Below are 25,901 nucleotides of genomic sequence, written 5' to 3'. Positions count from 1 at the left end.
GCGGGGCCGGAAGTCAAAAGGGGATACGGTGGTCGAGCTCGTCAAGCTGGTGGATCAGGGCCAGGAATTGGCCAAGAAGGGTGAGCGCGCAGACTTGCAGCGGCGCCTGGAACAGACCCGCAGGCGATTGCAGGATCCGACCACCCGGGTGATCGTCGTCGGTGAATTCAAGCAGGGCAAAAGCCAGCTCATCAACGCCCTGGTGAATGCGCCGGTTTGTCCCATCGACGACGACGTCGCCACCTCGGTGCCGACGGTGGTAAAGCACGGGGAGCCTGCCTCAGCCGTGATCCTGGTGCCGAAGGAACGCACCGACTCCAGCGACGGGGACGTTGAACTGGAGCGTCGACCGGTAGCTTTGGACGAGCTCGCCGAGCACGTCTCGGAACGGGGGAATCCGGGCAACGAGCGCCGGCTGGCAGCCGCGGAAGTCTCCCTGCCCCGGAAGGTCCTGCACGGCGGACTCGCCCTGGTGGACTCGCCGGGGGTCGGAGGATTGGACTCGGCCCATACCCTCACCACACTGACTGCATTGCCGACGGCGGACGCCGTGCTGTTGGTCTCGGACGCATCCCAGGAGTTCACCGAACCTGAGATCCGGTTCCTGCGGCAGGCGCAACGGATTTGCCCCAATGTGGCCGGCGTCCTGTCCAAGACGGACTTGTACCCGCATTGGCGCCGCGTGGCCGAACTGGACAGGGGCCATCTGAAGCGGATCGGGGCAGACATGCCGCTGATTCCGATCTCCTCGGAGCTTCGCCTCCGGGCGGCCGAAATGCGTGACAGCGAACTGAACGCCGAATCGGGATTTCCGGAGCTGGTGGCCTACCTCCGGCAAAAGATCCTGGGCCAGACCGAGCGGCTCCAGCGGCGGTCCGTGGCGCAGGACCTGATTTCCGCCATGGACCATCTACGGCTGTCGCTGAAGTCCGAACTGAGCGCGCTGGAGAATCCGGACGGCACCCCGGAGATGCTGGCCGAGCTGGAAACGGCCAAGGAACGCGCCGACGAGCTCCGCCGTCGTTCTTCCCGCTGGCAGGTCACGCTCAATGACGGCATGAGCGATCTTATCGCCGATATGGAATACGACTTGCGAGACCGGCTGCGCAGCATTTTGCGGGACGCCGAGCAGTCCATCGATGCCGGGGATCCCGGTCCGCAGTGGGAGCAGTTTGTGCACTGGCTGGAACAGCGGGTGGCATCGGCCGTGTCCGACACCTTCGTGTGGACGAACGAACGGTCGCTATGGCTGGCGGAAAAGGTCGCCGAGCACTTCAACCAGGACGACGTGACCCTGCCGTTGCTGCAGGTCGATTCCACGGAGAACGTGCTCGACCCGGTCGAGCAAATCCCGGACCTGGATGCAGGACGCCTCGGACCGGTCCAGAAAATACTGATCGGCATGCGGGGTTCGTACGGCGGTGTGCTGATGTTCGGCCTCCTCACCGGGATCGCGGGTATGGCCCTGATCAACCCGATCTCGGTCGGCGCCGGCCTGCTGCTGGGCGGCAAGGCCTACCGCGAAGACAAGGAAGCCCGGTTGAAGCGCCGCCAATCGGAGGCCAAGGCCTTGGTCCGGAAACAAGTCGATGAGGTCGTGTTCCAAGTGGGCAAGCAGCTCAAGGACCGGCTCAGGATCGTCCAGCGGGCCACCCGCGACCACTTCACCGAACTGGCCGAAGAGCACCACCGCTCGCTGGCGGATTCGGTACTGGCGGCACAGAAGGCGGCAAGCCGGTTCCACCAGGAACGCGACCTGCGGATCAAGGAGCTCAAGGCGTCCCTCGCACTCGTGGAGTCGCTGCGCAAGCAGGCATTGGCGCTGGACGCTGCACCGCAATTGGCTGGACAGGCATGAATGCCGCGGCAGCCGGAGCTGATGTCGAAGCGGCGCGCGGGCTGGTCCGGGAAGCGATTGAAGCCTACCGCGACGAACCGGCCGTGCGTCAGGTGTTGGAGGAGTATGCGCGCCGGCTCGACGAGCCGCTGCGGATCGCCATCGCGGGCATGGTCAAAGCGGGCAAGTCGACACTGCTCAACGCCATTATCGGCGAAGAGATTGCCCCGACCGACACGGGAGAGTGCACCCGGGTGGTCACCTGGTACCGCTTTGGCGACACTCCACGGATCACCCTGCACCCGCGTTCTGGAGCGCCTCGGGACCTACCGACCAAGCGCGCCGACGGCCGGTTGGTGTTGGAGCTCGGCGAAATCCAGGCAGAGGACGTCGACAGGCTCGTGGTGGACTGGCCGTCCCGAACCTTGCGGGACCTGACGTTGATCGACACGCCTGGCATTGCCTCGCTCTCCCGGGACGTATCGGCCCGCTCCACCGATTTCCTGACGCCGGCCGACGCACCCTCGGAGGCCGACGCGATCATCTACCTGCTGCGGCACCTGCACGCGTCCGACCTGGGCTTTTTGGAGTCTTTCCGTGATACCGCGGCCGGCCAGAGCGGTACCGTCAACGCGCTGGCGGTACTGTCCCGTGCGGACGAGGTTGGGTCCGGCCGGATCGACGCCATGCTCTCCGCCCGGGACATCGCGGCGCGGTACCGCCGTGACGAGGCGCTGCGTTCACTGGCCCTCGGGGTAGTGCCGATCGCCGGCCTGCTGGCCCAGTCGGCGCGCAGCCTGCGGCAGGCGGAATACGCCGTCCTCGCCGAGCTCGCTGCCTTGGACAGGCGGGAACGGGAGCTGCTGCTGCTGTCCGCCGACCGCTTCGTCCGCCCTGGAGGTCCGCTGTCCGCCACGCCGAAAGCGCGGGCCATGTTGCTGGACAGGTTCGGGCTCTTCGGGCTCCGGCTGGCATCCGCGCTGCTCCGTGGAGGCATCTCGGAGCCGACCGCGCTGGCCCACGAACTGGCCCGCCGCAGCGGGCTGGACGAATTGCTGGCCGTGATGACCGGGCAGTTCCAAGCCCGGGCCGGACAGCTGAAGGCCCGGACGGCCCTGGTCGGCGTCGAAAAGCTGCTGAACGACCATCCCCGCCCGGGCGCCGCCGGAGTCGCGGCCGGCTTGGAACGGCTGCTCGCCAGCGCCCACGCCTTCCGTGAATTGCGTCTGCTGGCGGCCGCCCGCACCACCGGGCTGCCGCTGGAGTCGGAGTTGGCCGCCGAAGCTGAACGGCTGATCGGCGGCGAAGGCGTTTCGGCACCCGAACGCCTGGGACTGCCTCGTGACGCACCGGGCGAGGCTCTGCGGGAGCACGCCGTGGCGTGCCTGAGACGCTGGCACGCCGTAGCCGGCGATCCGCTGCGTGGCCGGGCCGTCGCCGAGGTTTGCCAGACCGTCATTCGCAGCTGCGAGGAGCTGTTGGCAGGTATGCAGCCTGCTTCAGGCGGGAGGCCTGCCTCGTCGCCCCTGGTGCTCGGAACGGAACCATTGGTTGGCCGCGCGCAGGACGCTGGCGATTACCGCCGCGCCGGCTAGCACCAGCTGCAGAACGAGCATGATCCTGATGCCTAATTCCTGATCGCCGGGTGCGGCCAGGAATTCGTCGGCCAACAGGGTCACCGCCCCGTGGACGAACAGCATGGCGAGCAGCACGAAGCGCACCTTGCCGTGCCGGCGCATGAGGGCCCACAGCAGCAAGGCCTCGATCAGAATGACGAGCGCCAGCAGGCCCAGGGTTCCCCAGAAAACCACCACCGCGAGGGCTTCCACGGTCTCCTCGTCCGCGCCCTGCTCCAAGCCGTTGATGAGCCCGCGCAGGTGCTTGAGGATCTCGTCCTGGGCAAAGTACGCAAAGATCCCCGCAATCAGTCCCGAAACAAAACTGAGGATCCACAAGACGCGGACCCTCTTGACAGCAGGCGGCGGCACCAAGGTCCCGATGATCGGAGGCGGCGTGAGGTCGGACATCTGCGGACGCGGCGGCGCTGGACGTTCCGGTTCGCCGGACATTCCCCCGGTTCCCTGAGCTCCAGGCACCCCCATCCCTGGTTCCTGAGACATGCAAGTAATCTAGCCGCCACCCAAAGCGACCGCAATGCTCGTGCCCGGGCGTGACCGCCCTCCGGCCGCCGTGCGCCCAACGACGGCGGCGTGCTGCGTCGCGTCGATGAGAGGTTGCTTCCGCCGCCGCTATCCGCCTACATGAATCCCGGGCCGGCGGGCAGGGTCAGGCTCATTCTGCCTGATGATTTCGCGCACTACGGGAGCCGTGTCTCCCTCTCCCAGGAGCAGATAGCGGAACAGGTGGCCGAGCGGATTGCCTTCAGACCATTCGAAATAGGCATGGGGACGCACACCCGTTGCGTCCCGCACGGCCAGGAGGATGGCGGCAATAGCATTAGGGGCCGCGGGGCTTTCCGCACGAAGCACCCGGTAGCCGCCGACGTCGATGCCACGGACGCGAAGCACCTTGGCGAAGGCTGAGGGGTCCACGATGTCGACTTCGAGGAACAGGACGTCGGCTGTCCCCGGGACCGGATTCATGTGCCGCTGCGCGTCTTCCTTGGCACTGTAATCGTCGTGATTGCCGGGGCGGCGCTTGGCGATGATGTTCAGCGAGCCGTCGTTGTCCAAGGAATCGCTGATGAACCGCCGGGCAGCGTGGTCGAATTCGATACGCTCGGCGCGGAGTTCTATGGTGCGGGCGACGCGGGAGACGAGCGAGACGCCGACCATGCCGAGGATGAACAGCCCACAGATGCCGATGCCGTCGGGTTTTTCCAGGACGTTGGCCAGCAGTGCGTAGAGCAGCACCAGGCTGAGGGCGCTATACCCGGCAGCGGTGCGACGTTTGTGGCGGCGTGCAGTCGTGAAGGCGACAGCGACGGCCGCTGACACCATCATGGCCAGGATGCCTGTGGCGTAGGCTCCGGCCTGGGCATTGACATCCGCCCCGAAACCCACGGTGAGCAGGATACTGACCCCGGTGTAGACCAGGACGACGGGCCGGATCGCGCTGGTCCATTCGGGGGCCATCCCGAAGCGCGGCAGGTAGCGCGGGACGATGTTGATCAGACCGGCCATCGCCGAGGCTCCCGCGAACCACAGGATCAGGACCGTTGCCGCGTCATAGATCGTGCCGAACCCCTCGCCGAACAGTGCGTGCGCGAGATAGGAGAGGGCCCGGCCATCCGCGGGGCCTCCCGCGACGTAGGCCTCGGGCGGGATGAGGACGGCCGTCACGAAGCTGCTGCCCATCAGGAAACCGCTCATGACAGCCGCAGCACACGTCAGCATCTTCCGGGTATTGCGGACCCGCCAGGCGAGGCGTTGTGCGGGAGTGTGCCCCTCGGACGCCACGAGCGGCATCATGCTCACGCCCGTCTCGAATCCGGACAGGCCCAGGATCAGCAGAGGAAATGCCAGCAGCAGGGACAAGGCCAGGTTGCCCGGGCCGGGGCTGGCAGCGGCCATGGCCTGCGCCCAGTCGCTGATGCGGCCGGGGTCCTGCGCGATGAGCGACAGGCCGGCCATGATGACGGCCGTATTCAGGATCAAAAACGCGGTCACCAAGGGCACGGCAATGGCTACAGCTTCGCCGAATCCGATCAGGAAAATGCCCCCGAGGACCAACAGCAGCACGACGGTGACCGGGACCGGGTGGCCCTGCAAGAAGCCGGGAACGTAAGGATTCTCGAGCAAATGCACTGTTGCATCGGCGGCCGAGAGTGTGATGGTGATAATCCATGATGTGGCAACGAAACCGAGCAGGACGAGGATGACAACCTTCCCCTTCCAAAACGGCAGGAGCCGGTTGAGCATGGCCACCGAGCCTTCGCCGTGCGGGCTCTCCGCCGCCACGCGCCGGTAGAGCGGGAGCATGCCCAGCAAGGTGAGCCCCACAATGAGCAGCGTTGCCAGCGGCGACAGCGGTCCCGCAGCGATCAGGGCAATTCCGGGCAGATAGGAAAGCGTGGAGAAGTAGTCAACGCCTGTCAGGCACACAACTTTCCACCAGGGATGGGGCGTCCCGCGCGCTGCGCTTTCGCGGCCCACCGGCGGAACTTTGTCCATCAACAGCCAGCGGCTAAGCGCGCGGCGGAGCGGCGGCTGGGGAGCCGGCCTCGGGACAACAGCCGGGACCGTATGTTCGAGCGACCAGCGCACCGATTTTCTCCTGTCGCCCCGGCCGGGCGGGCCCCGTTGCCCGGGGCCCTGTCGTGGGGCGCTTCCACAGTATAGATCCGTCATTGACCGGGAACGAGCGAATTTGTCGATTCCGCATCCGGTTCCCCGCAATGACCGGCCTGCTGATGATCACCGTCATTGGGCCGGGTTGTAGCGTGGCCGGGGGATCCCCGCAGTGGCCGGGTTAAAGCGCATCGAGGCTCAGGGCCGTCACGAACCCGAGCGCTGCCGTGAGGCCGGTGAGGATGTGATGCTCTTCGAAGGCCTCAGGGATCATGGTGTCGGCGACCATGGCCAGGATGGCGCCCGCCGCCAGCGCGTTGATGAACGCCACGAGCTCCTCCGGTGCGTCTTGCAGCGCAAGGTAACCGACCAGGGCGCTGGCTCCGGAGAGCACGGCAATGGTGCCCCACACGCCGAAAACATAGCCCGCGCCCCGCCCGGCCTTCTTCATGCCGGCGCTGCTGGAGAGCCCTTCGGGGATGTTGGAAATAAACACAGCTCCCAGCATTGCGGGGCTGACTGTTCCCCCGGCGACGAGGCCGAGGCCCAGCACGAGGGATTCAGGAATACCGTCCAGCAGGGCCCCGGCCGCGATCGCCAGGCCGCTGCCCGGGGTATCTCCCTCGGCGGGCTGCTGATTGCCGGACCGTTTGCGGTGCTTGGCCCCTTTTCCGGCCAGCACGGCGTTCGTCGCCACGAAGAGGCAGGCGCCGACGAGGAAACCCCCGATGGTCGCGCCGATCCCGCCGGTCGTTACCGCTTCGTCGACCAGTTCGAAGGCAAGCGCCGAAATAAGGACGCCGGCGCCGAAGGCCATGACAGTCGAGACAACCTTGACCGGAATGGCCCATTTCCAAGCGACGGCACATCCGAGCACCAGCGCGGCACCGCCCATCGCCCCTACGGAAAACGCGGTCATCCACAACGGCATGGCTCTTCCTCCCGTCCAGGCTCAGGCTAGCCGTGGGGAGGCGCAGCCGCCATGGCGGGAGGGGGGTTGTTTCGCCAGACGGGAGGGCTGGATGCACGGACCCGCGGTGCCGCCCAGCCGGGTCGCAGTGCTACTTGGCGGGCCGGCCCAGCCCGGTGCGCGCCATGGCGTCGGCATAGGCTTCGTGCATCGCGTCCAGCCATTCCTGCTGGCGAGTCGGCGAACCCGCGAACGCCCGGCCGCTGAGCGCCCGAACCTTGTACGTCTTGAAGCCGCGCCGCCAAAGCAGCGGGTTCTCGGTCTTCAGCAGCAGGCCGGCCAGCCGCTGGGCTTCGGTTCCGTGTGCCACGAGCACGGAGGCCCGCGGCACCAGCGTCAGCATCTTCAGCAGCGGCTTGAGGCCGGCGTTGATCTGGTCGGGGGTGAGCTTGCCGTTGGCCTCGCCCGGGGTGAACCACGGATGCACGTTCCACGGCATCACATATTGGGGCCGCAGGCCGAGCTGCCACTGCAGCCCGAGCATCCGCGTCGTTGCCTCCTGGTCCCCCGGCCAGATGAAACCCGTGTCAGAGGCGTGCCCGATGTTCGAGTAGAGCGACACGATCCGGCATTCATCGGCGTCGTGGATTGGATCCACGTAAGAGACCTCGGTACCCGGCTTCAGGTCCCGCAGTTCGTCGCAGAGACGATTAATGTCGGCGACGCCTGAGTCGTACCTGCGGTCCATGAGGTCCTTGTGCTGATCGGATACTGCCGGGCTGGTCATCGGGGTGCGGGTCTCCTGGAGGGAAGGGAAGGTGAACGGTAGGAAATCGGTGCGCCGGGAACGACGGCGGTGCCGCCTTGGGAACGGGCAGCCGCCTGCGGCAACGGGAGGCGGGGTATTGAGCATAGCAACCGAAGCTGGGCGCCTCCTGCAGACCGGTGGCGGAATCCCGGGCTTCAGGCGCGAGCCCTGTGACGAAGATGACCCGGCGGTTAATCAACGGTGAATTCAACGCTGTGCCAGCCGGTGGCGCCATCCGGAGCAGGCGGCGCCGCGGCCTCCGTCTGCAGAGTTCCGTCCGCCTCCCAGGCGCGCACCCGGAGCCGGTGCGGGCCGGCCGGCACGTCGTCCTGCACCAAGTACCACTGGCGCCAGGTGTCCACGCTAGCCTCCGCCGCCAGTTGGGCATCCACCCAGTCGCCGTCGTCCAACTGCACCTGTACTTTTGACAGACCCCGGTGCTGGGCCCAGGCCGTTCCCCCAAAGGCCAAGGGGCCGGCCGCCAGTCGGGCTCCGGGCCGAGGCACCTCGATTCTCGAGGCCGTCTTGATCGGACCGCGGTCCGACCAGCCGCGCGTGGTCCAGTAGGCGACCTTGTCCGCAAACCGCGTGAGCTCCAGGTCGACCACCCACTTGGTCGCGGACACGTAGCCGTAAAGCCCCGGCACCACCATCCGCACGGGGAAACCGTGCTGCAGCGGCAGGGGCTCCCCGTTCATACCGATCGCGAGCAGCGCGTCCCTCCCGTCGGTCAGCACTTCCAAGGGGGTCGAAGCGGTGAAGCCGTCGACGCTGGTGGACAGGACCATGTCCGCCTCCGGCAACGGGCGTGCACGCGCCAGCAAGTCGCGCAGCGGATACCCCAGCCAGCGGGCGTTGCCGGCCAGGTCCCCGCCCACCTGATTCGAAACGCACGTCAGCGTGGTGTAGCTCTCCACGAGTTTGGCCTCCAGCAACTCCTGGAAGTTGATGCTGAACTCTTCCTCAACCAGTCCGTGGACGCGCAGCTGCCATTGCCCCGGATCTACCGACGGGACGATCAGCGCAGTGTCGATGCGATAGAACTCCTCGTTGGGGGTCACGAAGGGAACCACTCCGTCCACCGGCGACTGCACGTCCTCCGGCAATGGCCCGGCCGGCCGCGCGGGGGCCGGCAGCCCCAGTGCCTGGCGCACCTGCCGTGCGGTGTTCCGCGCCGCCGAAGCGGCGCCGGCCGCGATCCCCATGACGACGGCGACACCCGCCACCGCCGCGGTGTTCGCCAGGAAGCGGCGGCGGTCCGGAACCTCCGGCATGACGGCCGCGTCGCCCACGGACAAGGCCGTGGGCCGGGGCAGGAGACTGATCAGCCGGCGCAGGCAGAGCAGGCCCGCCGCGGTTCCCAGCGCCGTCGGAATGGCATCGGCCGGCACGGCCCCGGCGCGGGTGAGCACGCAGGCCGCCATGCCCGCCGCGAGCAACACCACCGCCAGCGCGCCGGCGGTCCAGCGCCGGGCCGCGAGCAGGCCGGCCGCGGCGGCGATCAGCACCGCAACGATCGCCATGGCGATGAACAGCACCAGTTTGTCCGCCGTCCCGAAAGTGGAAATGGCGAATTCGGTCAGCCAGAACGGGGAGAGTTCCACGACGGCGGCGCCCACAGAGCCGAAGGGGGAGGCGGCCGGGCCGAAAAAAGCTGCCGCCAGTTCCGCTGTGGCAAAGAGCGCGGCCGCCGACGCGATGCCCGCCAGCATGGCCGGCGTCCACCCGGTCAGCGTGGCCTTAGTGGCTGGCGGTGCTGCCATGCCGTGTCCTTCGCTCGATGGCGGGTTGGATGTCTCCGAAGGGATGGCTTCGTGCCCTGCTCCGATCATCTACCCGAAGCAGGGCGCAGGACAACCACCATGGCTGTTGGCAGGGCGGCGTCCCGCGCGGGGCGAAGCATCGTTGCCTGCCGTTCACCGGCCATTGGTTGACTCTTCAACTATCAGGTGTTACGGTAAATGCATAAGCATGGAATTCACCCGGGCTTCACATCCTAACATCAACCAGGAGGCACTTAATGGCCGTTCAGCTCACCCCAGGAACTTGGAACCTCGACCAGTCCCACACCGAGGTCGGCTTCGTCGTCCGCCACGCCGGCATCAGCAAGGTGCGCGGCCAGTTCACCGACGCGGATGCAACCCTCGTGGTCGGCGACAGCCTGGCCGCTTCCTCCGTCGAGGCCGTCGTGAAGACCGCCTCGTTCGACTCCAACGATGACAACCGCGATGCCCACGTCAAGGGCGAAGACTTCTTCAACGTGGAGCAGTACCCGGAGATGACCTTCAAGGCCACCAGCGTCGAAGGCACTCCGGAAGAGTTCCAGCTGGCCGGCGAGCTGACCATCAAGGACACCACCAAGCCCGTGGTCTTCGACGTCGAATTCGGCGGCATGGCGGTTGACCCCTTCGGCGCCACCCGTGCCGGCTTCTCTGCGACCACGCAGATCTCCCGCAAGGAATTCGGCATCACCTGGAACGCCGCCCTGGAAGCCGGCGGCGTGCTGGTGGGTGACAAGGTCACCATCACGGTTGACTCGGCCTTCGTGCTGCCGGCCAACTAACCCACGCGACACACACAGGCAGGGCCCGGATCCGATCCGTGCCCTGCCTGCTGCGTTAACGCCCGTCTTGGGCAGGCGCGCAGCGGGACCTCAGCGTGGCGACTCCCTCTCCCGCCAGGTCATCGCAGTACGTTGGGCGTCCGGCCATCGCCATGGTCAGTGCCAGCGTGGTCCCGCTGACCAGGGGGCCGGAGCCGAACCGGAAGGGGCCGTCGACCGCCTGGAAGCGCAAGCCCTTGGCGGTGCTTCTGCTGGGCACGGTAAAGTCCCGACCGGAAAAGAACTCCGCGACCGGGGTCACGACGTCGACAGCCGGGGTTCGCTGCAGCCCGAGCGGGCGGCGGATGTCCTGGCCGTGGACAATAATCTCTCCGAGCCATGCGACGGTGTGCTTCGACGGTGCCTTCGTGTTCCCGATCACTGCCCGGAACCGGTTGAGTGTTTCGGCCGGAGTAGCACCTCGGTGTTCGTTCAACTGGCGCTGGTTGTGGAGATCAAAATCGAGGCGTGCACCCAGTACGCTGCCAAGCCAGCGAAGCCGGGCAATACTCGCGCCCGCCGTCAGGTGCGCGAGGACCTCTTCGATGACCCAGCGACCGCACAATGACTGCTTGGCCCATTGGTCGTCCTTCAACCCGCTCAGGTCGTCAGCGAGGGCCGCGCGTTCGGCATGGATAACGGCCCACAGGTCGTTCGCGCTCTTTGGCTGCATGCCCCCATTCAAACAGACAGCGGGCCCGCGGGCGGCTACGATCGACTCGGCGGACGGGGTTGAACGCGCTTCTGCATCAAGGAGCGAAGAGGGCAGCCAGACGCCCACGGTGAGCAAGGAGTCCGATGACCCAAATCTGGCCCGTGGTCCACGCCGAGCGTGCGATGCTGATTCGGCACCTGGAAGCGCTGTCGCGGGAGCAGTGGCGCACGCCGTCACTGTGCCGCGGCTGGGACGTGCACGACGTGCTGGCCCACCTGGTCAATGATGCGAAGACGACCCGGCTGACGTTCTTTCGCGACTTCCTGGCCGCGGGTTTCGATTTCGACCGTCTGAACGCCCGCGGGGTCGCAGCGGAGCGCGCAACGGAACCTGAAAATACGCTGCAGCGGTTCCGCGAGGTGAGCGGGCGCACCAGCGGTGCCCCGGCGCCGCTGCCTACCCGGCTCGTAGAGGCCTTCGTGCACGGGGAGGACATCCGGCGCCCGCTGGGTATCCGCCACGGCTATCCGGCCGCTCCTGTCGTCACCGCGCTGCGCCACCAGCTGGCCACCAGCATAAAGTTCGGCGGCGGCAAGGAACGGGCGCGGGGGCTGCGGCTCGTGGCGTCAGACGCCGGTGTCAGCCTGGGGACCGGAGACGAAGTGCGCGGAACCGCCATCGCCCTGCTGCTGGCGGTGTCCGGGCGGCCCGTAGGCAAGGAGGAGCTGACCGGCCCCGGTGCTGCCACCCTGTCCAGGTAGCGGCACGCCATGGTTTCCGGCGGCAGCCCCGCCCGCCACTCCGGGGGCGCCGCGGTTTCCCCGGGTCCCGGGCGGATACGCTGGCATCGTGAAGATCGCTATCCTCGATGACTACCAGGACGTGGCACTGGGCAGTGCCCCGTGGGAGCAGCTGCCGGCGGGCATCGCCGTCGAGCGTTTCACGGACCATTGTGACGACGTCGGCGCACTCGCCGAACGCTTGGAAGGGGCGCAGGTGGTGGTCACCATGCGCGAGCGGACGCCCATCACCGCCGAGCTGATGGACCTGCTGCCCGGCCTGGAGCTGGTGACTACTACCGGCATGCACAACGCCTCGATCGACCTGGACGCCGCGCGCGCCCGCGGGGTGACCGTGTGCGGAACGCAGCATGCGACGCAGGCTCCGGCCGAGCTGGCCTGGGCGCTGGTGATGGCTGTGGCCCGGGAAATCCCGCAGAACGACAGGGACGTGCGGGCCGGGATCTGGCAGGCCCGGATGGGGATCGATCTGGCCGGGTCCACCCTCGGGCTGCTGGGCCTGGGCAGGCTGGGGCAGCTGATGGCCCGCTACGCGCAGGCGTTCGGGATGGACGTGCTGGCGTGGAGTCCGCACCTGACCCGGGAGCGCGCCGCCGGCCACGGGGCGGAGTGGGTGTCCAAGCAGGACCTGTTCCGGCGCTCGGACATCGTCAGCGTCCACCTGAGGCTGGCGGAGTCCACCCGCGGGGTCGTCGGCGCCGCCGAGCTGGACCTCCTCGGTTCCGGCGGCCGGCTGGTCAACACCTCGCGCGGACCGCTGGTGGATGAGGACGCCTTGGCGGCTGCGCTCGCCGGACGGCGGATCGCCGGCGCCGCCCTCGACGTCTACGACGTGGAGCCGCTGCCGCAGGACAGTCCGTTGCGCGGCGTCCCCAACCTGATCCTCAGCCCGCACGTCGGCTTCGTCACCGAGGAAGCCCACAGGCTGGGGTACACGCAGATGCTCGAGGACATCCTGGCTTACCTTCGCGGGGAGCCGATTAACGTCCTCACCTGAGGCAGCGGCACGCGGGAGGTCGCCGTTTCCGCCGGGCGTCGGGTGAGTTTCCGACGGGATCGCGCCTACCGTGCCGGCATCCCGGCCGGGACGAGTTCCATGGCGTGCTCCTCCACGTAGTCCAGCGCCAGCCGCACGGCGCCCGTGGCCACTATCGCGTCGCCGAACCCGGAGACCGCCACCCGCGGCGGGGTCGCGGTCAGCCGGGGGAGTTCCCGGGTGATGGTGGGCAGCAGAGCCGACGCCGAGGCGGCCACCGCGCCGCCGATCACCACGAGCTCCGGGTTGAGGAAGGTGCCCAGTATCGCGACCACGCGGGCCATCCGCCGGCCGATCCGCTCCAGGATTTCCTGCGCCACCCCGTCTCCCCGAGCAGCGGCCTCGAAGACGAAGCGGGCCGACACGCGGGTAGTGCCCGGTCCCACCAGCTCGCGGATCAAGGTAGGCCTGCCGGACGCCAGGGCCTCGTTGCCCCAGTAGCGGGCCAGCCGCGCGATGCCGTCCTGGCTGCCCACCCCGTCCACCAGTTCCAGGGTGCCCACTTCGCCGGCGCCACCGTTGCAGCCGTGCAGCAGCCGGCCCGATTCGATCAGGCCGGTACCCAGCCGTTCGCCGGCCAGCATGACGGCCAAGTCGTCGACGCCTTTGCCGGCGCCGCTCCAGCGCTCCGCCAGAGCCGCCAGGTTCGCATCGTTCTCCAGCAGCACCGGCCAGCCGTAGCGGGCAAAGACCTCGGTCTGCAGGCCAATGTCGAAGTGCTCGGAGAGTTCGTGTCCGGGTGCCACGTTGCCGTGGCGATCGACGACGGTGGACACCCCGATGGCCGTGGCCAGCACCGATTCCGGCGGCAGCCCGGCCTCGGCCAGGGCGGCGGCCACTGCCCGCTTGATGGTGGAGCGGCGCGACTCCGCCGGCGCCGGCGGCTTCTCGAACCGCTCGGAGATACGGGCCAGCATCAGGCCGTTCAGGTCCGCCACCAGCACGGTGGCGGTGGCCATGCCGACGTCCAGTCCCAGCACACAGCCCGCCCCGGGGTTGAACTGGAACCGCCGCGCCGGCCTGCCCTTCGCTGTGCCGACCACGCGTTCGCCAGCCACCTCGCGGGCCCAGCCCCGGGCCACCAGGTCGTCGCAGACCGCGATGACCGTGGCACGTGTCAGCCCGGTGGCCTCGATCAGGTCGCTTCCGGTCACCGCGCCGTTCTCGCGCATCACCGACAGGACGGCTTTCAGGTTGGTCAGCCGCAGGACCTGCGGAGTGGTGGCGGTGGTGCTCACATCGATCCCCTTGACCTTGTCCGGCAGTATCAGGATAATAATAATAGAACATAAATTTAGAGGCTAAATAAAAAGGAGTTCCCATGGCAGTACGGATTGGCATCAACGGTTTCGGGCGCATCGGCCGCAACTACTTCCGGGCGGCCATGGCGCAGGGCAAGATCGGTGCAGACCTAAAGATCGTGGCGATCAACGACCTCGGCTCGCCGGAAACCCTGGCGCACCTGCTCAAGTACGACTCCGTGGTCGGCCGGCTGGGCGCCGACGTCACGGTCGCCGACGGCGACCTGGTAGTCGACGGCCGGACCATCAAGGTGCTCGCGGAACGCGACCCCGGAAACCTCCCCTGGCGCGAGCTCGGCGTCGACATCGTGATCGAGTCCACCGGTCGCTTCACCAGCTCCGCGGACGCGGAGAAGCATCTGGTCGCCGGCGCCCGGAAGGTCCTCATTTCCGCTCCCGCGAAGGGCGATGTGCTCAGCGTGGTGATGGGCGTCAACGACGGCGAGTACGACGACGGCGCACACCACCTCATCTCCAACGCCTCCTGCACCACCAACTGCCTGGCACCGCTGGCGAAGGTGCTGCACGAGAACTTCGGGATCGAGCAGGGCCTGATGACCACCATCCACGCCTACACCGCGGACCAGAACCTGCAGGACGGGCCGCACCGCGACCTGCGCCGGGCCCGGGCCGCCGCGATCAACATGGTTCCCACCTCGACCGGGGCCGCCAAGGCGATCGGGCAGGTGCTGCCCGAGCTCAAGGGCCGGCTGGACGGCTTCGCCATCCGCGTGCCGGTGCCCACCGGTTCGGCCACGGACCTCACCGTCACGGTCGGCCGCGAGGTGACGGTCGAGGAAGTCAACGAGGCATTCAAGACGGCCGCCGCGGATCCCCGTCTGGCCGGCATCCTGACCTACACCGAGGACCCCATCGTCTCCTCGGACATCGTCACCGACCCGGCCTCGGCCATCTTCGACTCCGGCCTCACCAAGGTTATGGGCAACCAGGTCAAGGTCGTGGGCTGGTACGACAACGAATGGGGCTACTCCAACCGCCTGGTGGATCTGACCTCCCTGGTGGCCTCCAAGCTCTCCTGAGTCCGCAGGTCCAGGACCCGCCGTCCACCGAAGCCGGCAGGCGCCCTCGCACAAGGGCGCCTGCTGTGCCGTTTCCGAGGTGTGCCGCGCCTGGCCTCGCCCCGCGCGGCAGCGCCCGGGTTTCGCCGGAGCCGTGCTCAGGTGTACATCAGCGAGCCGGGCGTCGTGAGTTTCTCGCCGGTCTCCAGCCACGTCTTGAGGCCGGACAGGACCATCGGCCAGCCGCCGTACACCTGCTCGTTGGCCCCCTCGCGCAGCTGATCGTGCGTCACGGTGAGGCGGCAGGAATCCTCCACCTGTTCGATCTCCCACGTCACCCGGGACGTGCCTTCGGCCGCGACGTCCTCGCCCCACAGCGCGCGCATCGTCTGGACCAGCCGGCGCGGCGGATCGACTTCCAGGTTCTCGCCTTCGCTCAGCGGCGCATCGGCCCGTGGGTTGGTCACCGCGTACCGGGAACCCGGCGTCCAGTCGGTCTCAATCCGGTTGCCGAACTGGTACGTGCTTCTGATCTCGCTGTCCGTGATGGCTTCCCAGAGCTGTTCCGGGGTGGTGCGGATGTAGATCTCGAAGATTTTTTCCATGGGACTTTCCAATCGGGATTTGAGGTCGCTGAGGGCAGCGGCCCATGGTTGTGCATACTTGCTCACCCAGCGGTCGTGGATGAGCCGAATGGGCACCGGATTCAGGAAGTGCAGTTTTTCGCGGCCGCGGCGGCGGGTGACCACCAGGCCGGCCTCTTCCAGTTGCTTCAGGTGCTTCATGACGCCGAAGCGCGTGATGCCGAAGCGCGCTTCGAGTGCGGTGAGCGTCTGCCCGTCCTCGCGGAACAGTTCGTCCAGCAGGCCGCGCCGGGTGGGATCCGCCAAGGCCTTGAACACGGCATCCATGCACCCATAATAGGTGACCATTCGGTCACATGTCGAGGCTTTTGTTCACCTGGCTGGATCGAGCACGGCTTTGACCAGTGGCCGTCCAGCTGCGTCAAGGTGGCCTTCCGCCGTGAGCCGCAGTGCTTCCACGGCCCGGCCCATAGGGTAGGTCGTGATGAGGCGCTCGCCCAAATCCGGAAGGGTGGCGAGGAAGGCCAGTGCCTGCTCGAAATCCGGCCGGGTGGAGATGAAGCTGTGCAGGACGGCAAGGTTCTTGCTAGTCCGGACCACGGGCGCCGGGGCGGTCCCGGTGGCATACATCGCCACCATGACCAGGCGGCCCAAGGGCCGCAGTTCCTGAACGGCACGTGCCAGATTGGTACCAGCACCGGTCGCTTCGATCCACACATCGTAGGTGTTGGGTTGCTGCTCGGTGGTGCTGCCCAAGCCAAGGCCTTGGGCCAACTCAACCCGAGCCGCGTGGCCGGGGCCTTCGCGGCCGATCATCGTCACCTCGGCGCCGGCGCGCTGTGCCATCAGTCCGGCGAGCAGGCCGATGCTGCGGGTGGTCGAGACTGCCACGCGCTCGCCGGGCTGGATGCGGGCGACAGTGGAGACCGCGCGCCAGGCGATGGACGCGGGCTCTGCTAGAACCGCGGTGGTGTCCGGAACCGACTCCGGCACGGGCACCAGGTTGCGCCACGGAACGAGCGCCCGTGAAGTGGCTTGGCCGTGCTGGGTTAGCCCCAGGCCGGAGCGCTCGGCGCAAAGATGCGGCTGGTCCGCCCGGCACGCCTCGCAGTGGCCGCAGCCCACGGTGGAAATGGGTACTACCCGGGTGTCCGGCGCGAGCCATTCGGGAACCAGCAGCCCCGTGCGGACCACCGTGCCGACCGACTCGTGTCCGAGCACCATGCCCAGCGGAACCGGCGCTGCTGCCGTGTCCGCACGGTAGACAATAACGTCCGAGCCGCACAGCCCGCAGAGGCTGACCCGCAGTTCCACCTCGTCCGCTGTCGGCGCCCGCAGCAGGTGGTCGATCAGCCCGACACCCCCGGGCGTGTGGGAAATCCGCGCCAGCGCCCGAACGGTCGGTTGCAGGCCGGAAAGATTGCTGGAGACAGTTGCCACGTCTTGTTTCCTCGAACTTCTGTGGAGTCTCAAACGTCGGTGGAGTCCAGGCCCTAGAGCCTTCGGCGGCGTCGCCGGTTAGCCCGCTTTGCGCAGCGCCGAGCCCTTGTGGACAGCCAAATTGTCCGTCTTGTCGCTCTGGACTTCGTACTGAGGCTCATCCTCGGAGCAGCGCCTCGTGCGGCCCAGGAATTCGAAGTCCGTGGTGTGGACCTTGGTGACCCTGCCGTGGATTTCGCCGGCCTCTGAATTCCAGCGCACTCTATCGCCAACCTTGAAAGAATCAGCCATGGTCAAGTCTTAGCATTTTTAGCCGAAGGACGCTTCCCCAACCAGCAGTTGCTCCACCTCGCCGCGTAGGACGGCGGCGCTTCGGGTGGGCTGCGAACCCACCCAAGCACCGCCGTCGTTCTACGGAGGATCAGTAACTGGCGGGGCTTCCGGCCTCGCCGGCCCCGTCCGAGGGGATGTACTTGGCCGCCAGGGCTTCGGATCCGCGGGCCAGCAGCGCCACGTCGGCCCCGACGCCGACAAAGTCGGCACCCCACTCCATGTAGCGGCGGGCGGAGGCTTCGGCGAAGGCGTTGACCCCGACGAACTTGCCGGCCGCCTTGGCCGCCTTCAGGGCCTTCTCCACTCCGGCGACGACGTCCGGGTGCTCCTGCTGGCCAATCACGCCCATCGAGGCGGCGAGGTCGGACGGTCCGATGAACACGCCGTCCACGCCGTCGACCGCGGCGATCTCGGCGGCGTTTTCCACCGCCTCCGCGGACTCGATCTGCACGATCAGCGTCAGCGTTTCCTCCGCGCGGGTGAGGTAATCGGGGATCCGGTTCCAGCGGGCCGAACGGGCCAGCGCGGAACCGACCCCGCGCACGCCGGCCGGCGGGTAGCGGGTGGCCGCCACGGCCGCGCGGGCCTGTTCGGCCGTGTGCACCATCGGAATGATCAGTGACTGCGCGCCCAGGTCCAGGTACTGCTTGATCAGCACGGTGTCGTTGACCGGCGGGCGGACCACGGGAATGCCGGGGTAGCCGCGCACCGCCTGCAACTGGGCCAGCACGGACTCCAGCCCGTTGGGGGAGTGCTCGGCGTCGATGAAGATCCAGTCGAAGCCGGCCCCGGCGCAGAGCTCCGCCAACAGGGGCGAGCCGGAGCAGACCCAGATGCCGGCCAGCGGCCGGTCGGCGGCGGAGAGGGCGTCCTTGAAGGACGGGTCGGGTTCTACTCGAAACGGCACGTGATGGTTCCCAACTGCCCGTAGTCGGCGAAGACGGTGTCCCCCTTGTGGACCCACATGGGGCGGGTGAACGAGCCGGCGAGGATGGTTTCACCGGCCTTCAGATGGTCGCCGTGCGGGGCAATCTTGTTGGCCAGCCAGTAGACGCCGGCGGCCGGGTGGTTGAGCACGCCCGCGGCGACGCCGGTCTCCTCCACGGTCTGGTTCTTGTACAGGATGGCGGAGATCCAGCGCAGGTCGACGTCCTGCGGGCGGACCGGGTTGCCCCCGATCACCATGGCGCCCATGGCGGCGTTGTCGGAGATGGTGTCCACGATGGTGCGGCCCTCCATCTCGATCCGCGAGTCCAGGATCTCGAGCGCGGGAACCACGTACTCGGTGGCGTTCAAAACGTCGAAAATGGTGGCGTTGGGGCCCTTGACATCGCGGTTTAGCACGAAGGCCAGTTCGACTTCGATGCGCGGGTGGGTGTACTGGTCCCACTTCACCGTGCAGCCGTTCTCCAGGATCATGTCGTCGAAGATGATGCCGTAGTCCGGTTCGCTGATGCCGGTGGCGTACTGCATCGCCTTGGACGTCAGGCCGATCTTCCGGCCCGCCAGCGTACGGCCGGCGGCCTCGCTGCGCTCGCGCCACAGGTTCTGCACCTTGTAGGAGTCTTCAATGGTCATCTCCGGGTAGCGGGCGGTCAGCCGTTTCACCGGCGTCCGTGTCCGGCCGGCCTCCACCAGCTCGTCGGCGATGGACTCGATCGTTGACGGGTCAAGCATCCTTGGCACCACTTCCTAGTTCTTCGCAGGCCGCAGCCGCCCGGGGCGGGCGTTCGGCAGTCCGCGGCGCCGCACGGGAAGGGCGCCAGCACCATCTTACGGCGGCGTCTGTCACCGCCCGGAGTTGGTTACAAGGGGAGCGAACGGCGGCGGCCTGGATCGGGTTTTGGAAGATCGTCGACGGCCGGTGGCGTGGCCGGCGGACTGTCCATTAACTGCCCGAAGCCGCAGAATGGCGCTATGGAGGATACAAAACTTAACGCACTGGCACTGGTCTGCACCCTGACACCGTCGCCTAAGCCGTCGAGCAGCGAACTGCTGGCCCGGCAGGTGATCACGCAATTATCGGCACACGGCGTCACGTGTGACCTCTTGCGGGTTGTGGACCACGACGTCAAACCCGGTGTGCAGACCGACATGGGCAACGGCGACGCCTGGCCATCCATCCGCGCCAAAGTCCTGGCCGCCGACATCCTGGTGCTGGCGACGCCGATTTGGCTGGGCCACGCCGCGAGCCAGGCGCAACTCGTGCTCGAACGCCTGGACGCGGAGCTGTCCGAAACCGACGAGCAGGGCCGGCCCAGCATGTTCAACAAAGTCGCGCTGGTGGCCGTCGTCGGCAATGAGGACGGCGCCCATCACGTGACCGCGGAGCTGTACCAGGGCCTGGGCGATATCGGGTTCAGCCTGCCGGCGCAGGGGTCCACGTATTGGGTGGGGGAGGCGATGCACGGTACCGACTTCCAGGACCTGCCGGAAACCCCGGACGTGACAGTGGCGACGACGGCGACGGCGGCGCGCAATGCCGTCCATCTGGCCCGGTTGCTGCGCCGCGAACCGTATCCGGCCGGGTAGGCGGGCGGGCCGCGGCTAGGGTAGGCGGGTGAACTACTTCCTCCGCAGGCCGTGGACCGGGCGGATCGGCGCGCTGCTGGGCATCCTGCTGATGGCGCTGAGCCTGCGCGCCGCGGTCTCCGCCGTCGGTCCGCTGCTGGGCCGGCTTGGCCCCGAACTTGGCTTCGACGCCACCACCATCGGCGTGTTGGCGATGCTGCCGCCGCTGGTGTTCGCCGCCGCCGGCCTGGGCACCCCGGCGTGGATCCGCTGGCTCGGGCTGGAAAAGGTGCTGGTGGCCGCCGTGCTGCTGGCGGTCGCCGGCCAGTTGGGCCGCGCCGCCGTCGACGGCGTGTGGCCGTTCCTTGCCCTGAGTGCGGTGGTGATGGCGGGGTACGGAATCGGCAACGTCGTGCTGCCGCCGCTGGTCCGGAAATACTTCCCGGACCGGGTGGGCGTGGTGACCGCGGGCTATGTGACCCTGCTGGCGGTCAGCACCGCGATGAGCCCTCAGCTGGCCGTCCCGGTGGCGGACGCCGCGGGCTGGCGGACATCGATCGCGCTCTGGGCCTCGGTCAGCGCCGTGGTGCTCATCCCGTGGGCGGTGCAGGCGGCACGGGACCGCCGCAAGCGCCGCGCGGACGACGCCGGCGGGCGGGCTGCGGCGGCCGTCTCGCCCGAACCCGGTGCGGGCGAGGGTCCGCCCGGACCGGCCCGCGGCGACGGGCCTGCCGTTCGCGCCCGCGAAGCCGCGGCGGGGCCGGTAAAGCTGAACCCGTGGCGTTCGCCGGTCGCCTGGGGCCTGGCCATCTTCCTGGCCGGTAACTCCGCGCAGACGTATGTGTACTTCGCGTGGCTGCCGCCGTACTTGACCGAACACGGCATCGACGCCGCGACGGCCGGTTCGGCCCTGGCGTACTTCGCCATCCTCGGGCTGCCCGCCAGCCTGCTGGTGCCACTGATCGTGCCCCGGCTGAGGCACCCCATCGCCGCCATCCTGGTGTTTACCGCCTGCTGGGTCGGCGGGCATCTGGGCCTGCTGCTCTCGCCGGAGAGCGGCACCTGGTGGTGGATGACCCTCTCCGGGCTGGGCCAGGGCACCTTCGCCACCGCGCTGCTGATGGTGAACCTGCGCTCGCGCACCACGCACGGCTCGGCGGTGCTGTCCGGCTTCAGTCAGGGCATCGGCTACGCCGGCGCGGGCCTCGCCCCGCTGCTGTTCGGCGTGGTGCACGAGGCCACCGGCTCCTGGACCGCGTCCTTTTCGATGCTGGGGGCCTGCATTGTGGTGATGCTGGTCGGGGCCGTGATGATCAACGGGCCCAGGAACATCGAAGACCCGCCCGCGGCCGGCGGCCGGCGCAGGAACCCGCGCTCCCGAATGGACGGCACGGTCCGGTCGAAGACTGCGTCAGCCGGCACCGCGGGAACAGGGCGGGCGGGCTAGAGGGCGGCCGCCTTCGCCGGGCCCGGCTCAAGCCGGGCCCGTTGATCGTCGCCTTGATCGTCGCCCCGGCGCGGGAAGGGAAGGCGCCGAGGCATGGCTACCTGGGCTCCCACGCGTCGTCGCGCGCACTGCGCTCGGTGACTTCAGCGGGCAGCTGACCGGAGGCAAGCTGGTCCAGGCTAACCGACTCCAGAACTTCGCGCAGGCTGCTGCGCGCGGCAATCCAGACCGGCTGGAGAACCGCTGCCGGGTCCTCGTAGTGAACCGCTTCGGGCCGCAGCCCGTGCACGCTCACCAGCGGCCCGTCGACCGCGCGGATGATGTCGGCGACGCTGATCTCGGCCGCCGTGCGGGCCAGGTGCCAGCCGCCGCCCTGGCCGCGGCGGCTGCGCACGATGCCGCTGCGCCGCAGGTCGGCGAGGATCGACAGCAAGTAGTTGTGCGGGATGTCCTGGGCGGCCGCTACGGCCTCGGCCGCCAGCGTCCCCGTCTGCGCCTCGGATGACCGGGCGATGACGATCAGGGCGCGCAGGGCGTAGTCGGATTTGGCGGAGATGTGCACCCGCCCATTGTCTCAGGCACCGGCGAGCTCCCGCGCGGGGTCCTCCTCGTGGCGGCGGCGCACCTCCTTGCGGACGGCCTGGGTGATCACCAGGCCGGCCGCGACCGCCAGGACGGCCAGCGTGAGCCAGACCGGTCCGGAGTTCCTTTCCGCCCCGCCCCAGGTCTCCATCATGGTCTTGGCGTTGGTCAGGATGATGAGGCTTCCGGCTGCCACGCCGAGGACCGCCGCGGCCAGGTGCCGTACCAGCCACGCCGAGACGGGGGCCGCGATGACGCCGCCGGCCAGCAGGGCCAGAACCCAGGCGAAGTTGATGCCCTCCCGTCCGAGCGCGAGCAGGAAGCCCAAGGACGCACTGAGCGCAACGATGAACTCGGTGGCGGAGATCGAGCCGATGACCTTGCGGGGTTCCATCTTGCCGGTGGACAGCAGCGAGGTGGTGCCGATGGGCCCCCAGCCGCCGCCGCCGATGGCGTCCATCGTGCCGGCGACGAGGCCAAGCGGCATCAGGAAGGCGGCCTTGACCTGACCCTTGAACTGCGGGCGGCGGCCGGACAGGATCAGGAACCGGAACAGGACGTAGGCACCGAGCAGGAAGAGCAGCAGGGCAACCCACGGCTTGGCGACGTCGGCCGGCAGGCTGACCAGAAAGTTGGCTCCGATGAAGGCGCCGATGCCCCCGGGGACCGCCATGATTCCGACGATGCGCCAGTCGACGTTGCCGAACCTGTGGTGGGCGAAACCGGAGATCAGCGCCGTGCCGACCTCGGCGAGGTGGACTGCTGCGCTGGCCGCAGCGGGAGCGATGCCCACGGCGATCATCAGGCTGGAGGAGGTCACGCCGTAGCCCATGCCGAGCGAGCCGTCGACCGTCTGGGCGAGGAGACCGACGATGGCCAGGAGGAGTAGATTGCGCATCGTGCGTGCCCTTCCTCGAAACTCTAGTAAGTCACTAGAGTTTGGAGTGTATGGACACCGCGGCGCCCTGTCGATAGCAATCCCTCGCGGGCGCGCATCCTTGAGCAAACCTTGAGGAAGGTGCGGGGTCACCCGTGCCGCTCACGCGGAAACGTAGGATGGGAATTGACCGGGAGGTTCATCATGGTTCGCGTACGTTTGGCGGCGCGGCTGGTGCTGCCGGCCCTCTGGTTGGGCCTCATTGTCGGCATTTCGCTGATCGAAGCGCCGCTGAAGTTCCAGGCGCCCGGCATTACCATCCCGCTGGGACTGGGGATCGGCCGACTGGTCTTTACCGCGATGAACATCGTGGAGCTGGTCCTGGCCGCGCTGCTGGTGCTGTCCCTGGTGGGCCAGCGCGTGGACCGCAGGTTCTGGGCGCTGGTCGGCGGCGCCGTCGTCGTGCTGCTGGCCAAAGTGATGGCGATCCGGCCGCTGCTCAACCGCCGGACCGACATGGTGCTCGCCGGCACCGATGACGGCGGGTCCGCCTTGCACTACCTCTACATCGCCGCCGACGTCATCCTGATCATCCTGCTGGTCCTGTTGCTCGTTGCCGCGGCACGCCGCTGGCTGCCGGCGACCGAGGCCGGACGTGAGGAACGTCGGCGCTGATCCTTCGACCGGGCGCCGTCACCACTCGCCCGGCAGGGCATAGGGCCGGGACCAGAGCGCGATCTGCAGGACCACTGCCTTCAGCCAGGCCTGCTGCATGGCGTCCACGTTTTCGACGGGATCACCGCCGCCGGCCAGGAACGGCCGCATCGTGGTGACCACCGGCCCGATCAGCGCGATGAGGTGGCGCAGCGGGACGACCTGGGTGGACCCCACGTGGTCGGTTTCGTTCTTGTGTTCGGGGGTGTGCCGCAGGGCGATCTCGTTTTGGTAGTCCAGCCACTCCTGGTCGTAGGGCTTGGTACAGGTATCCCTGATCCACTGGCCAAACCGCAGGCGGACCGCGTTCAGGTAGTCCTCGATGGGCGGGCCGTCGGGCCGGGAGAAGTGCGCGACCAGGTGGGGTTGGCCGCCGACGAATCCGTACCAGACGTCGAGCACGTCCTCCACCTGGCCGTCAAGGATCTCGCCGGCCCGGTGCAGCAGGGCGGCGTCGTCGTCGCCAAACATGGCGCTGGCCTTGAGCTCCTCGAGTTCGGCCAGCGTGACCGGTGAATGGGCCACCGTGCCGTACTCGTAGCCCGGGATGTTTGAACCGCTGGATGCATGGACCGACATGGCAGTGCCTCCGCTGGAAGGATTGGGACCGGCGCCTTGAACGGCCATTTATACTCCGCGACGCCGGTGGGGTCAACGATGCCTAGTTGCCGAAGGCCGGCGGCGGGACCACGTCCGGCCGGGCCTCTTCCTCCTCCTTGCTCCTGGTGGCGGGGACCGTGACGATAATCGAGGCGATGGCGACCACCACCATGAAAACGTTGAACAGCAGCCCGACCGCCCCGCCGAAGCGCAGTGCCACGTTGTCCTGGCGGCCGATAAACAGGCCCCAGGACTGGATGAGTTCCGGGTTCACCGCCTGCGCGGCCACATACAGTGCCGCGGAGATGGCCACCCCGATGGCATTGCCCAGCGAGGACGCCATCTTGTAGATGCCGGACGCGGCACCCACCTGGGCGTCCGGGACGTTGGACAGGGCGGCGTCGGTGGACGGGGTGGCGTAGAACCCCAGGCCGACGCCGAACAGGGTGAACCCGATGACGGTGAGCACTATGTACTCCTCGATCTGCAGGAACGTGGCGGAGCACAGCAGGATGCCGACGCCGGTGATCATGCTGCCCCACAGCATCGGCTTCTTCGGGCCGAAGCGCTGCAGCAGCTTCTCGCCCACCCGGATGGTGGCGAGGATGGCGATCAGGTAGCCGAGCGTCAGCAGGCCCGATTGCAGCGAGCTCATCCCGGCGGCCACCTGCACCAGTCCCAGCGAAACGATCAGCGTGCCCGCGGCGCCGTTGAGCAGGAAGTTGGACAGCGTCGCGCCGGTGAAGGTGCCGTTTCTGAAGAGCTTCAGGTCCACGAACGCGAAGTGGCGGTGGCTTTCGATCTGCAGGAACAGCAGGCCGAACACCACGAAAGCGGCCACCAGTGCGACCCCCGGCCAGCTGAACCAGCCGATGGCCGGTCCCTGGGAGATGTACACGTTGATGGCCACCAGCATGACGATGAAGCAGGCCAGCCCGCCCCAATCGAAGCGGTGCCCGGCGGCCTCGGGATCGGCGGCGGCCCGCGACTCGGGCGTGCCGCGAAGCAGGAAAAGCGCCAGCACGGACAGCACGATCGAGATCCAGAAGATGGACCGCCAGCCCAGGAAGGAGGTGGCCATCAGGCCGCCGAACAGGGCGCAGAAGCCCGAGCCGCCCCAGGAGCCGATGGACCAATACGAGAGCGCCCGCTGCCGGTCCTTGCCCTCGTAGTAGCTCTTGATCAGCGCCATGGTCGAGGGCATGATGCACGCGGCGGACAGGCCTTGGATCGCGCGGCCGCCCAGCAGCATAAAGTCGGTGAGGCCGCCGAGGTTTTCCGGTGTCAGCGCGATCAGCAGGGAACCGAGAATGCTGAGGTAGATCCCGGCGTACATGATCTTGGCCCGGCCGATCCGGTCGGCGAGTCCGCCGGCGACGACGATGAAGATGCCGGAAAACAGCGACGTGATGGAGACGGCCAGGTTGGCCAGCGTCTGTTCGACCCCAAGCTGGTCCTGGATCCCCGGGATGACGTTGAGCAGGGTCTGAGCGAAGAGCCAGAAATTGATGACGGCCAGGACGATGCCCAGCAGCCACTTGTCGGTGGGTTTCCAGTCCGTGCGGACGGTGGCCGTGGTGGATTCGGTCATGGCA

25 protein-coding genes are annotated in these 25,901 nt (G+C 67.9%); 9 read left to right on the top strand and 16 right to left on the bottom strand.

What is annotated here, in order from left to right; all coding sequences use genetic code 11:
- Positions 1-28: 28 nt before the first annotated feature.
- Positions 29-1,858 carry a dynamin family protein gene (locus AC5RVZ_RS07235; protein WP_494065093.1) on the top strand — a complete coding sequence of 610 codons (1,830 nt, stop codon included), beginning with the start codon at positions 29-31 and terminating at the stop codon, positions 1,856-1,858.
- The gene (locus tag AC5RVZ_RS07230; RefSeq protein WP_494065092.1) at positions 1,855-3,432 is read left to right on the top strand and encodes a dynamin family protein; all 1,578 of its coding nucleotides are present in this window, start codon (positions 1,855-1,857) and stop codon (positions 3,430-3,432) included. The genes AC5RVZ_RS07235 and AC5RVZ_RS07230 overlap by 4 nt, the downstream gene beginning before the upstream one ends.
- Here AC5RVZ_RS07230 and AC5RVZ_RS07225 read toward each other — a convergent pair.
- The 5 genes from AC5RVZ_RS07225 to AC5RVZ_RS07205 all read right to left on the bottom strand — a co-directional run bounded on the left by AC5RVZ_RS07225 (position 3,337) and on the right by AC5RVZ_RS07205 (position 9,568).
- Positions 3,337-3,864 carry a hypothetical protein gene (locus AC5RVZ_RS07225; RefSeq protein WP_494065091.1) on the bottom strand — a complete coding sequence of 176 codons (528 nt, stop codon included), beginning with the start codon at positions 3,862-3,864 and terminating at the stop codon, positions 3,337-3,339. The genes AC5RVZ_RS07230 and AC5RVZ_RS07225 overlap by 96 nt on opposite strands.
- A 222-nt stretch (positions 3,865-4,086) precedes the next feature.
- Positions 4,087-5,970 (bottom strand): APC family permease, encoded by a 1,884-nt coding sequence (locus AC5RVZ_RS07220; protein WP_494065508.1) that lies wholly within the window; start codon positions 5,968-5,970, stop codon positions 4,087-4,089.
- Positions 5,971-6,268: 298 nt separating this feature from the next.
- On the bottom strand, positions 6,269-7,018 hold the full coding sequence (locus tag AC5RVZ_RS07215) for a ZIP family metal transporter (protein ID WP_494065090.1): 750 nt from the start codon (positions 7,016-7,018) through the stop codon (positions 6,269-6,271).
- A 130-nt stretch (positions 7,019-7,148) separates the two neighbouring features.
- Complete coding sequence (locus AC5RVZ_RS07210; protein ID WP_494065089.1) at positions 7,149-7,784, bottom strand: uracil-DNA glycosylase family protein; 636 nt, start codon at positions 7,782-7,784, stop codon at positions 7,149-7,151.
- Positions 7,785-7,996: 212 nt separating this feature from the next.
- Complete coding sequence (locus AC5RVZ_RS07205) at positions 7,997-9,568, bottom strand: molybdopterin-dependent oxidoreductase (protein WP_494065088.1); 1,572 nt, start codon at positions 9,566-9,568, stop codon at positions 7,997-7,999.
- Positions 9,569-9,825: 257 nt separating this feature from the next.
- Here AC5RVZ_RS07205 and AC5RVZ_RS07200 point away from each other — a divergent pair, with 257 nt between their 5' ends.
- Positions 9,826-10,368 (top strand): YceI family protein, encoded by a 543-nt coding sequence (locus AC5RVZ_RS07200; RefSeq protein ID WP_494065087.1) that lies wholly within the window; start codon positions 9,826-9,828, stop codon positions 10,366-10,368.
- A 55-nt stretch (positions 10,369-10,423) separates the two neighbouring features.
- On the opposite strand, the gene AC5RVZ_RS07195 is transcribed toward AC5RVZ_RS07200, so the two are convergent.
- Positions 10,424-11,080, bottom strand: a complete 657-nt coding sequence (locus AC5RVZ_RS07195; protein WP_494065086.1) for a maleylpyruvate isomerase family mycothiol-dependent enzyme — start codon at positions 11,078-11,080, stop codon at positions 10,424-10,426.
- 125 nt (positions 11,081-11,205) lie between these two features.
- On the opposite strand from AC5RVZ_RS07195, the gene AC5RVZ_RS07190 reads away from it, so the two are divergent.
- Together AC5RVZ_RS07190 and AC5RVZ_RS07185 are read left to right on the top strand one after the other, a co-directional pair.
- Positions 11,206-11,823: a maleylpyruvate isomerase family mycothiol-dependent enzyme gene (locus AC5RVZ_RS07190; RefSeq protein ID WP_494065085.1), complete on the top strand. Its 618-nt coding sequence runs from the start codon at positions 11,206-11,208 to the stop codon at positions 11,821-11,823.
- Positions 11,824-11,911: 88 nt separating this feature from the next.
- Entirely contained in the window at positions 11,912-12,859 is a 948-nt protein-coding gene (locus AC5RVZ_RS07185; protein WP_494065084.1) for a D-2-hydroxyacid dehydrogenase family protein, read from the top strand.
- Positions 12,860-12,924: 65 nt separating this feature from the next.
- Here the strand turns inward: AC5RVZ_RS07185 and AC5RVZ_RS07180 are convergent, their stop codons facing one another.
- Positions 12,925-14,136 carry an ROK family protein gene (locus AC5RVZ_RS07180; protein WP_494065083.1) on the bottom strand — a complete coding sequence of 404 codons (1,212 nt, stop codon included), beginning with the start codon at positions 14,134-14,136 and terminating at the stop codon, positions 12,925-12,927.
- Between the two features lie 83 nt (positions 14,137-14,219).
- Here AC5RVZ_RS07180 and gap point away from each other — a divergent pair, with 83 nt between their 5' ends.
- Positions 14,220-15,239, top strand: a complete 1,020-nt coding sequence (gene gap / locus AC5RVZ_RS07175; protein WP_494065082.1) for a type I glyceraldehyde-3-phosphate dehydrogenase — start codon at positions 14,220-14,222, stop codon at positions 15,237-15,239.
- Positions 15,240-15,376: 137 nt separating this feature from the next.
- On the opposite strand, the gene AC5RVZ_RS07170 is transcribed toward gap, so the two are convergent.
- The 5 genes from AC5RVZ_RS07170 to hpaH form a co-directional block, all read right to left on the bottom strand.
- Complete coding sequence (locus AC5RVZ_RS07170) at positions 15,377-16,129, bottom strand: ArsR/SmtB family transcription factor (protein ID WP_494065081.1); 753 nt, start codon at positions 16,127-16,129, stop codon at positions 15,377-15,379.
- Between the two features lie 45 nt (positions 16,130-16,174).
- On the bottom strand, positions 16,175-17,242 hold the full coding sequence (locus AC5RVZ_RS07165; RefSeq protein ID WP_494065080.1) for an alcohol dehydrogenase catalytic domain-containing protein: 1,068 nt from the start codon (positions 17,240-17,242) through the stop codon (positions 16,175-16,177).
- A gap of 78 nt (positions 17,243-17,320) precedes the next feature.
- Complete coding sequence (locus tag AC5RVZ_RS07160; protein WP_494065079.1) at positions 17,321-17,533, bottom strand: hypervirulence associated TUDOR domain-containing protein; 213 nt, start codon at positions 17,531-17,533, stop codon at positions 17,321-17,323.
- Positions 17,534-17,663: 130 nt separating this feature from the next.
- Entirely contained in the window at positions 17,664-18,482 is an 819-nt protein-coding gene (locus tag AC5RVZ_RS07155) for an HpcH/HpaI aldolase family protein (protein ID WP_494065078.1), read from the bottom strand.
- Positions 18,467-19,252, bottom strand: a complete 786-nt coding sequence (gene hpaH, locus AC5RVZ_RS07150; RefSeq protein WP_494013742.1) for a 2-oxo-hept-4-ene-1,7-dioate hydratase — start codon at positions 19,250-19,252, stop codon at positions 18,467-18,469. The genes AC5RVZ_RS07155 and hpaH overlap by 16 nt, the downstream gene beginning before the upstream one ends.
- Positions 19,253-19,492: 240 nt before the next feature.
- Here hpaH and AC5RVZ_RS07145 point away from each other — a divergent pair, with 240 nt between their 5' ends.
- Positions 19,493-20,107, top strand: a complete 615-nt coding sequence (locus AC5RVZ_RS07145; RefSeq protein ID WP_494065077.1) for a flavodoxin family protein — start codon at positions 19,493-19,495, stop codon at positions 20,105-20,107.
- Positions 20,108-20,135: 28 nt separating this feature from the next.
- A complete protein-coding gene (locus tag AC5RVZ_RS07140; protein ID WP_494065076.1) occupies positions 20,136-21,533 on the top strand; it encodes an MFS transporter in 1,398 nt (465 codons plus the stop codon).
- A gap of 97 nt (positions 21,534-21,630) precedes the next feature.
- Here AC5RVZ_RS07140 and AC5RVZ_RS07135 read toward each other — a convergent pair whose 3' ends face one another.
- Together AC5RVZ_RS07135 and AC5RVZ_RS07130 are read right to left on the bottom strand one after the other, a co-directional pair.
- Positions 21,631-22,095: an RrF2 family transcriptional regulator gene (locus AC5RVZ_RS07135; protein WP_494065075.1), complete on the bottom strand. Its 465-nt coding sequence runs from the start codon at positions 22,093-22,095 to the stop codon at positions 21,631-21,633.
- Positions 22,096-22,107: 12 nt separating this feature from the next.
- Positions 22,108-23,013, bottom strand: coding sequence for a sulfite exporter TauE/SafE family protein (locus AC5RVZ_RS07130; protein WP_494065074.1), 906 nt, complete (start codon positions 23,011-23,013; stop codon positions 22,108-22,110).
- A 183-nt stretch (positions 23,014-23,196) separates the two neighbouring features.
- On the opposite strand from AC5RVZ_RS07130, the gene AC5RVZ_RS07125 reads away from it, so the two are divergent.
- Positions 23,197-23,667, top strand: coding sequence for a hypothetical protein (locus AC5RVZ_RS07125; protein WP_494065073.1), 471 nt, complete (start codon positions 23,197-23,199; stop codon positions 23,665-23,667).
- 18 nt (positions 23,668-23,685) lie between these two features.
- On the opposite strand, the gene AC5RVZ_RS07120 is transcribed toward AC5RVZ_RS07125, so the two are convergent.
- Together AC5RVZ_RS07120 and AC5RVZ_RS07115 are read right to left on the bottom strand one after the other, a co-directional pair.
- Complete coding sequence (locus AC5RVZ_RS07120; protein WP_494065072.1) at positions 23,686-24,285, bottom strand: protoglobin domain-containing protein; 600 nt, start codon at positions 24,283-24,285, stop codon at positions 23,686-23,688.
- An 82-nt stretch (positions 24,286-24,367) separates the two neighbouring features.
- The gene (locus AC5RVZ_RS07115; protein ID WP_494065071.1) at positions 24,368-25,897 is read right to left on the bottom strand and encodes an MFS transporter; all 1,530 of its coding nucleotides are present in this window, start codon (positions 25,895-25,897) and stop codon (positions 24,368-24,370) included.
- Between the last annotated feature and the right edge of the window lie 4 nt (positions 25,898-25,901).

This window comes from Arthrobacter sp. Cza30, from assembly GCF_059090765.1.
This window is presented reverse-complemented; position numbering and strand designations above follow the sequence as displayed.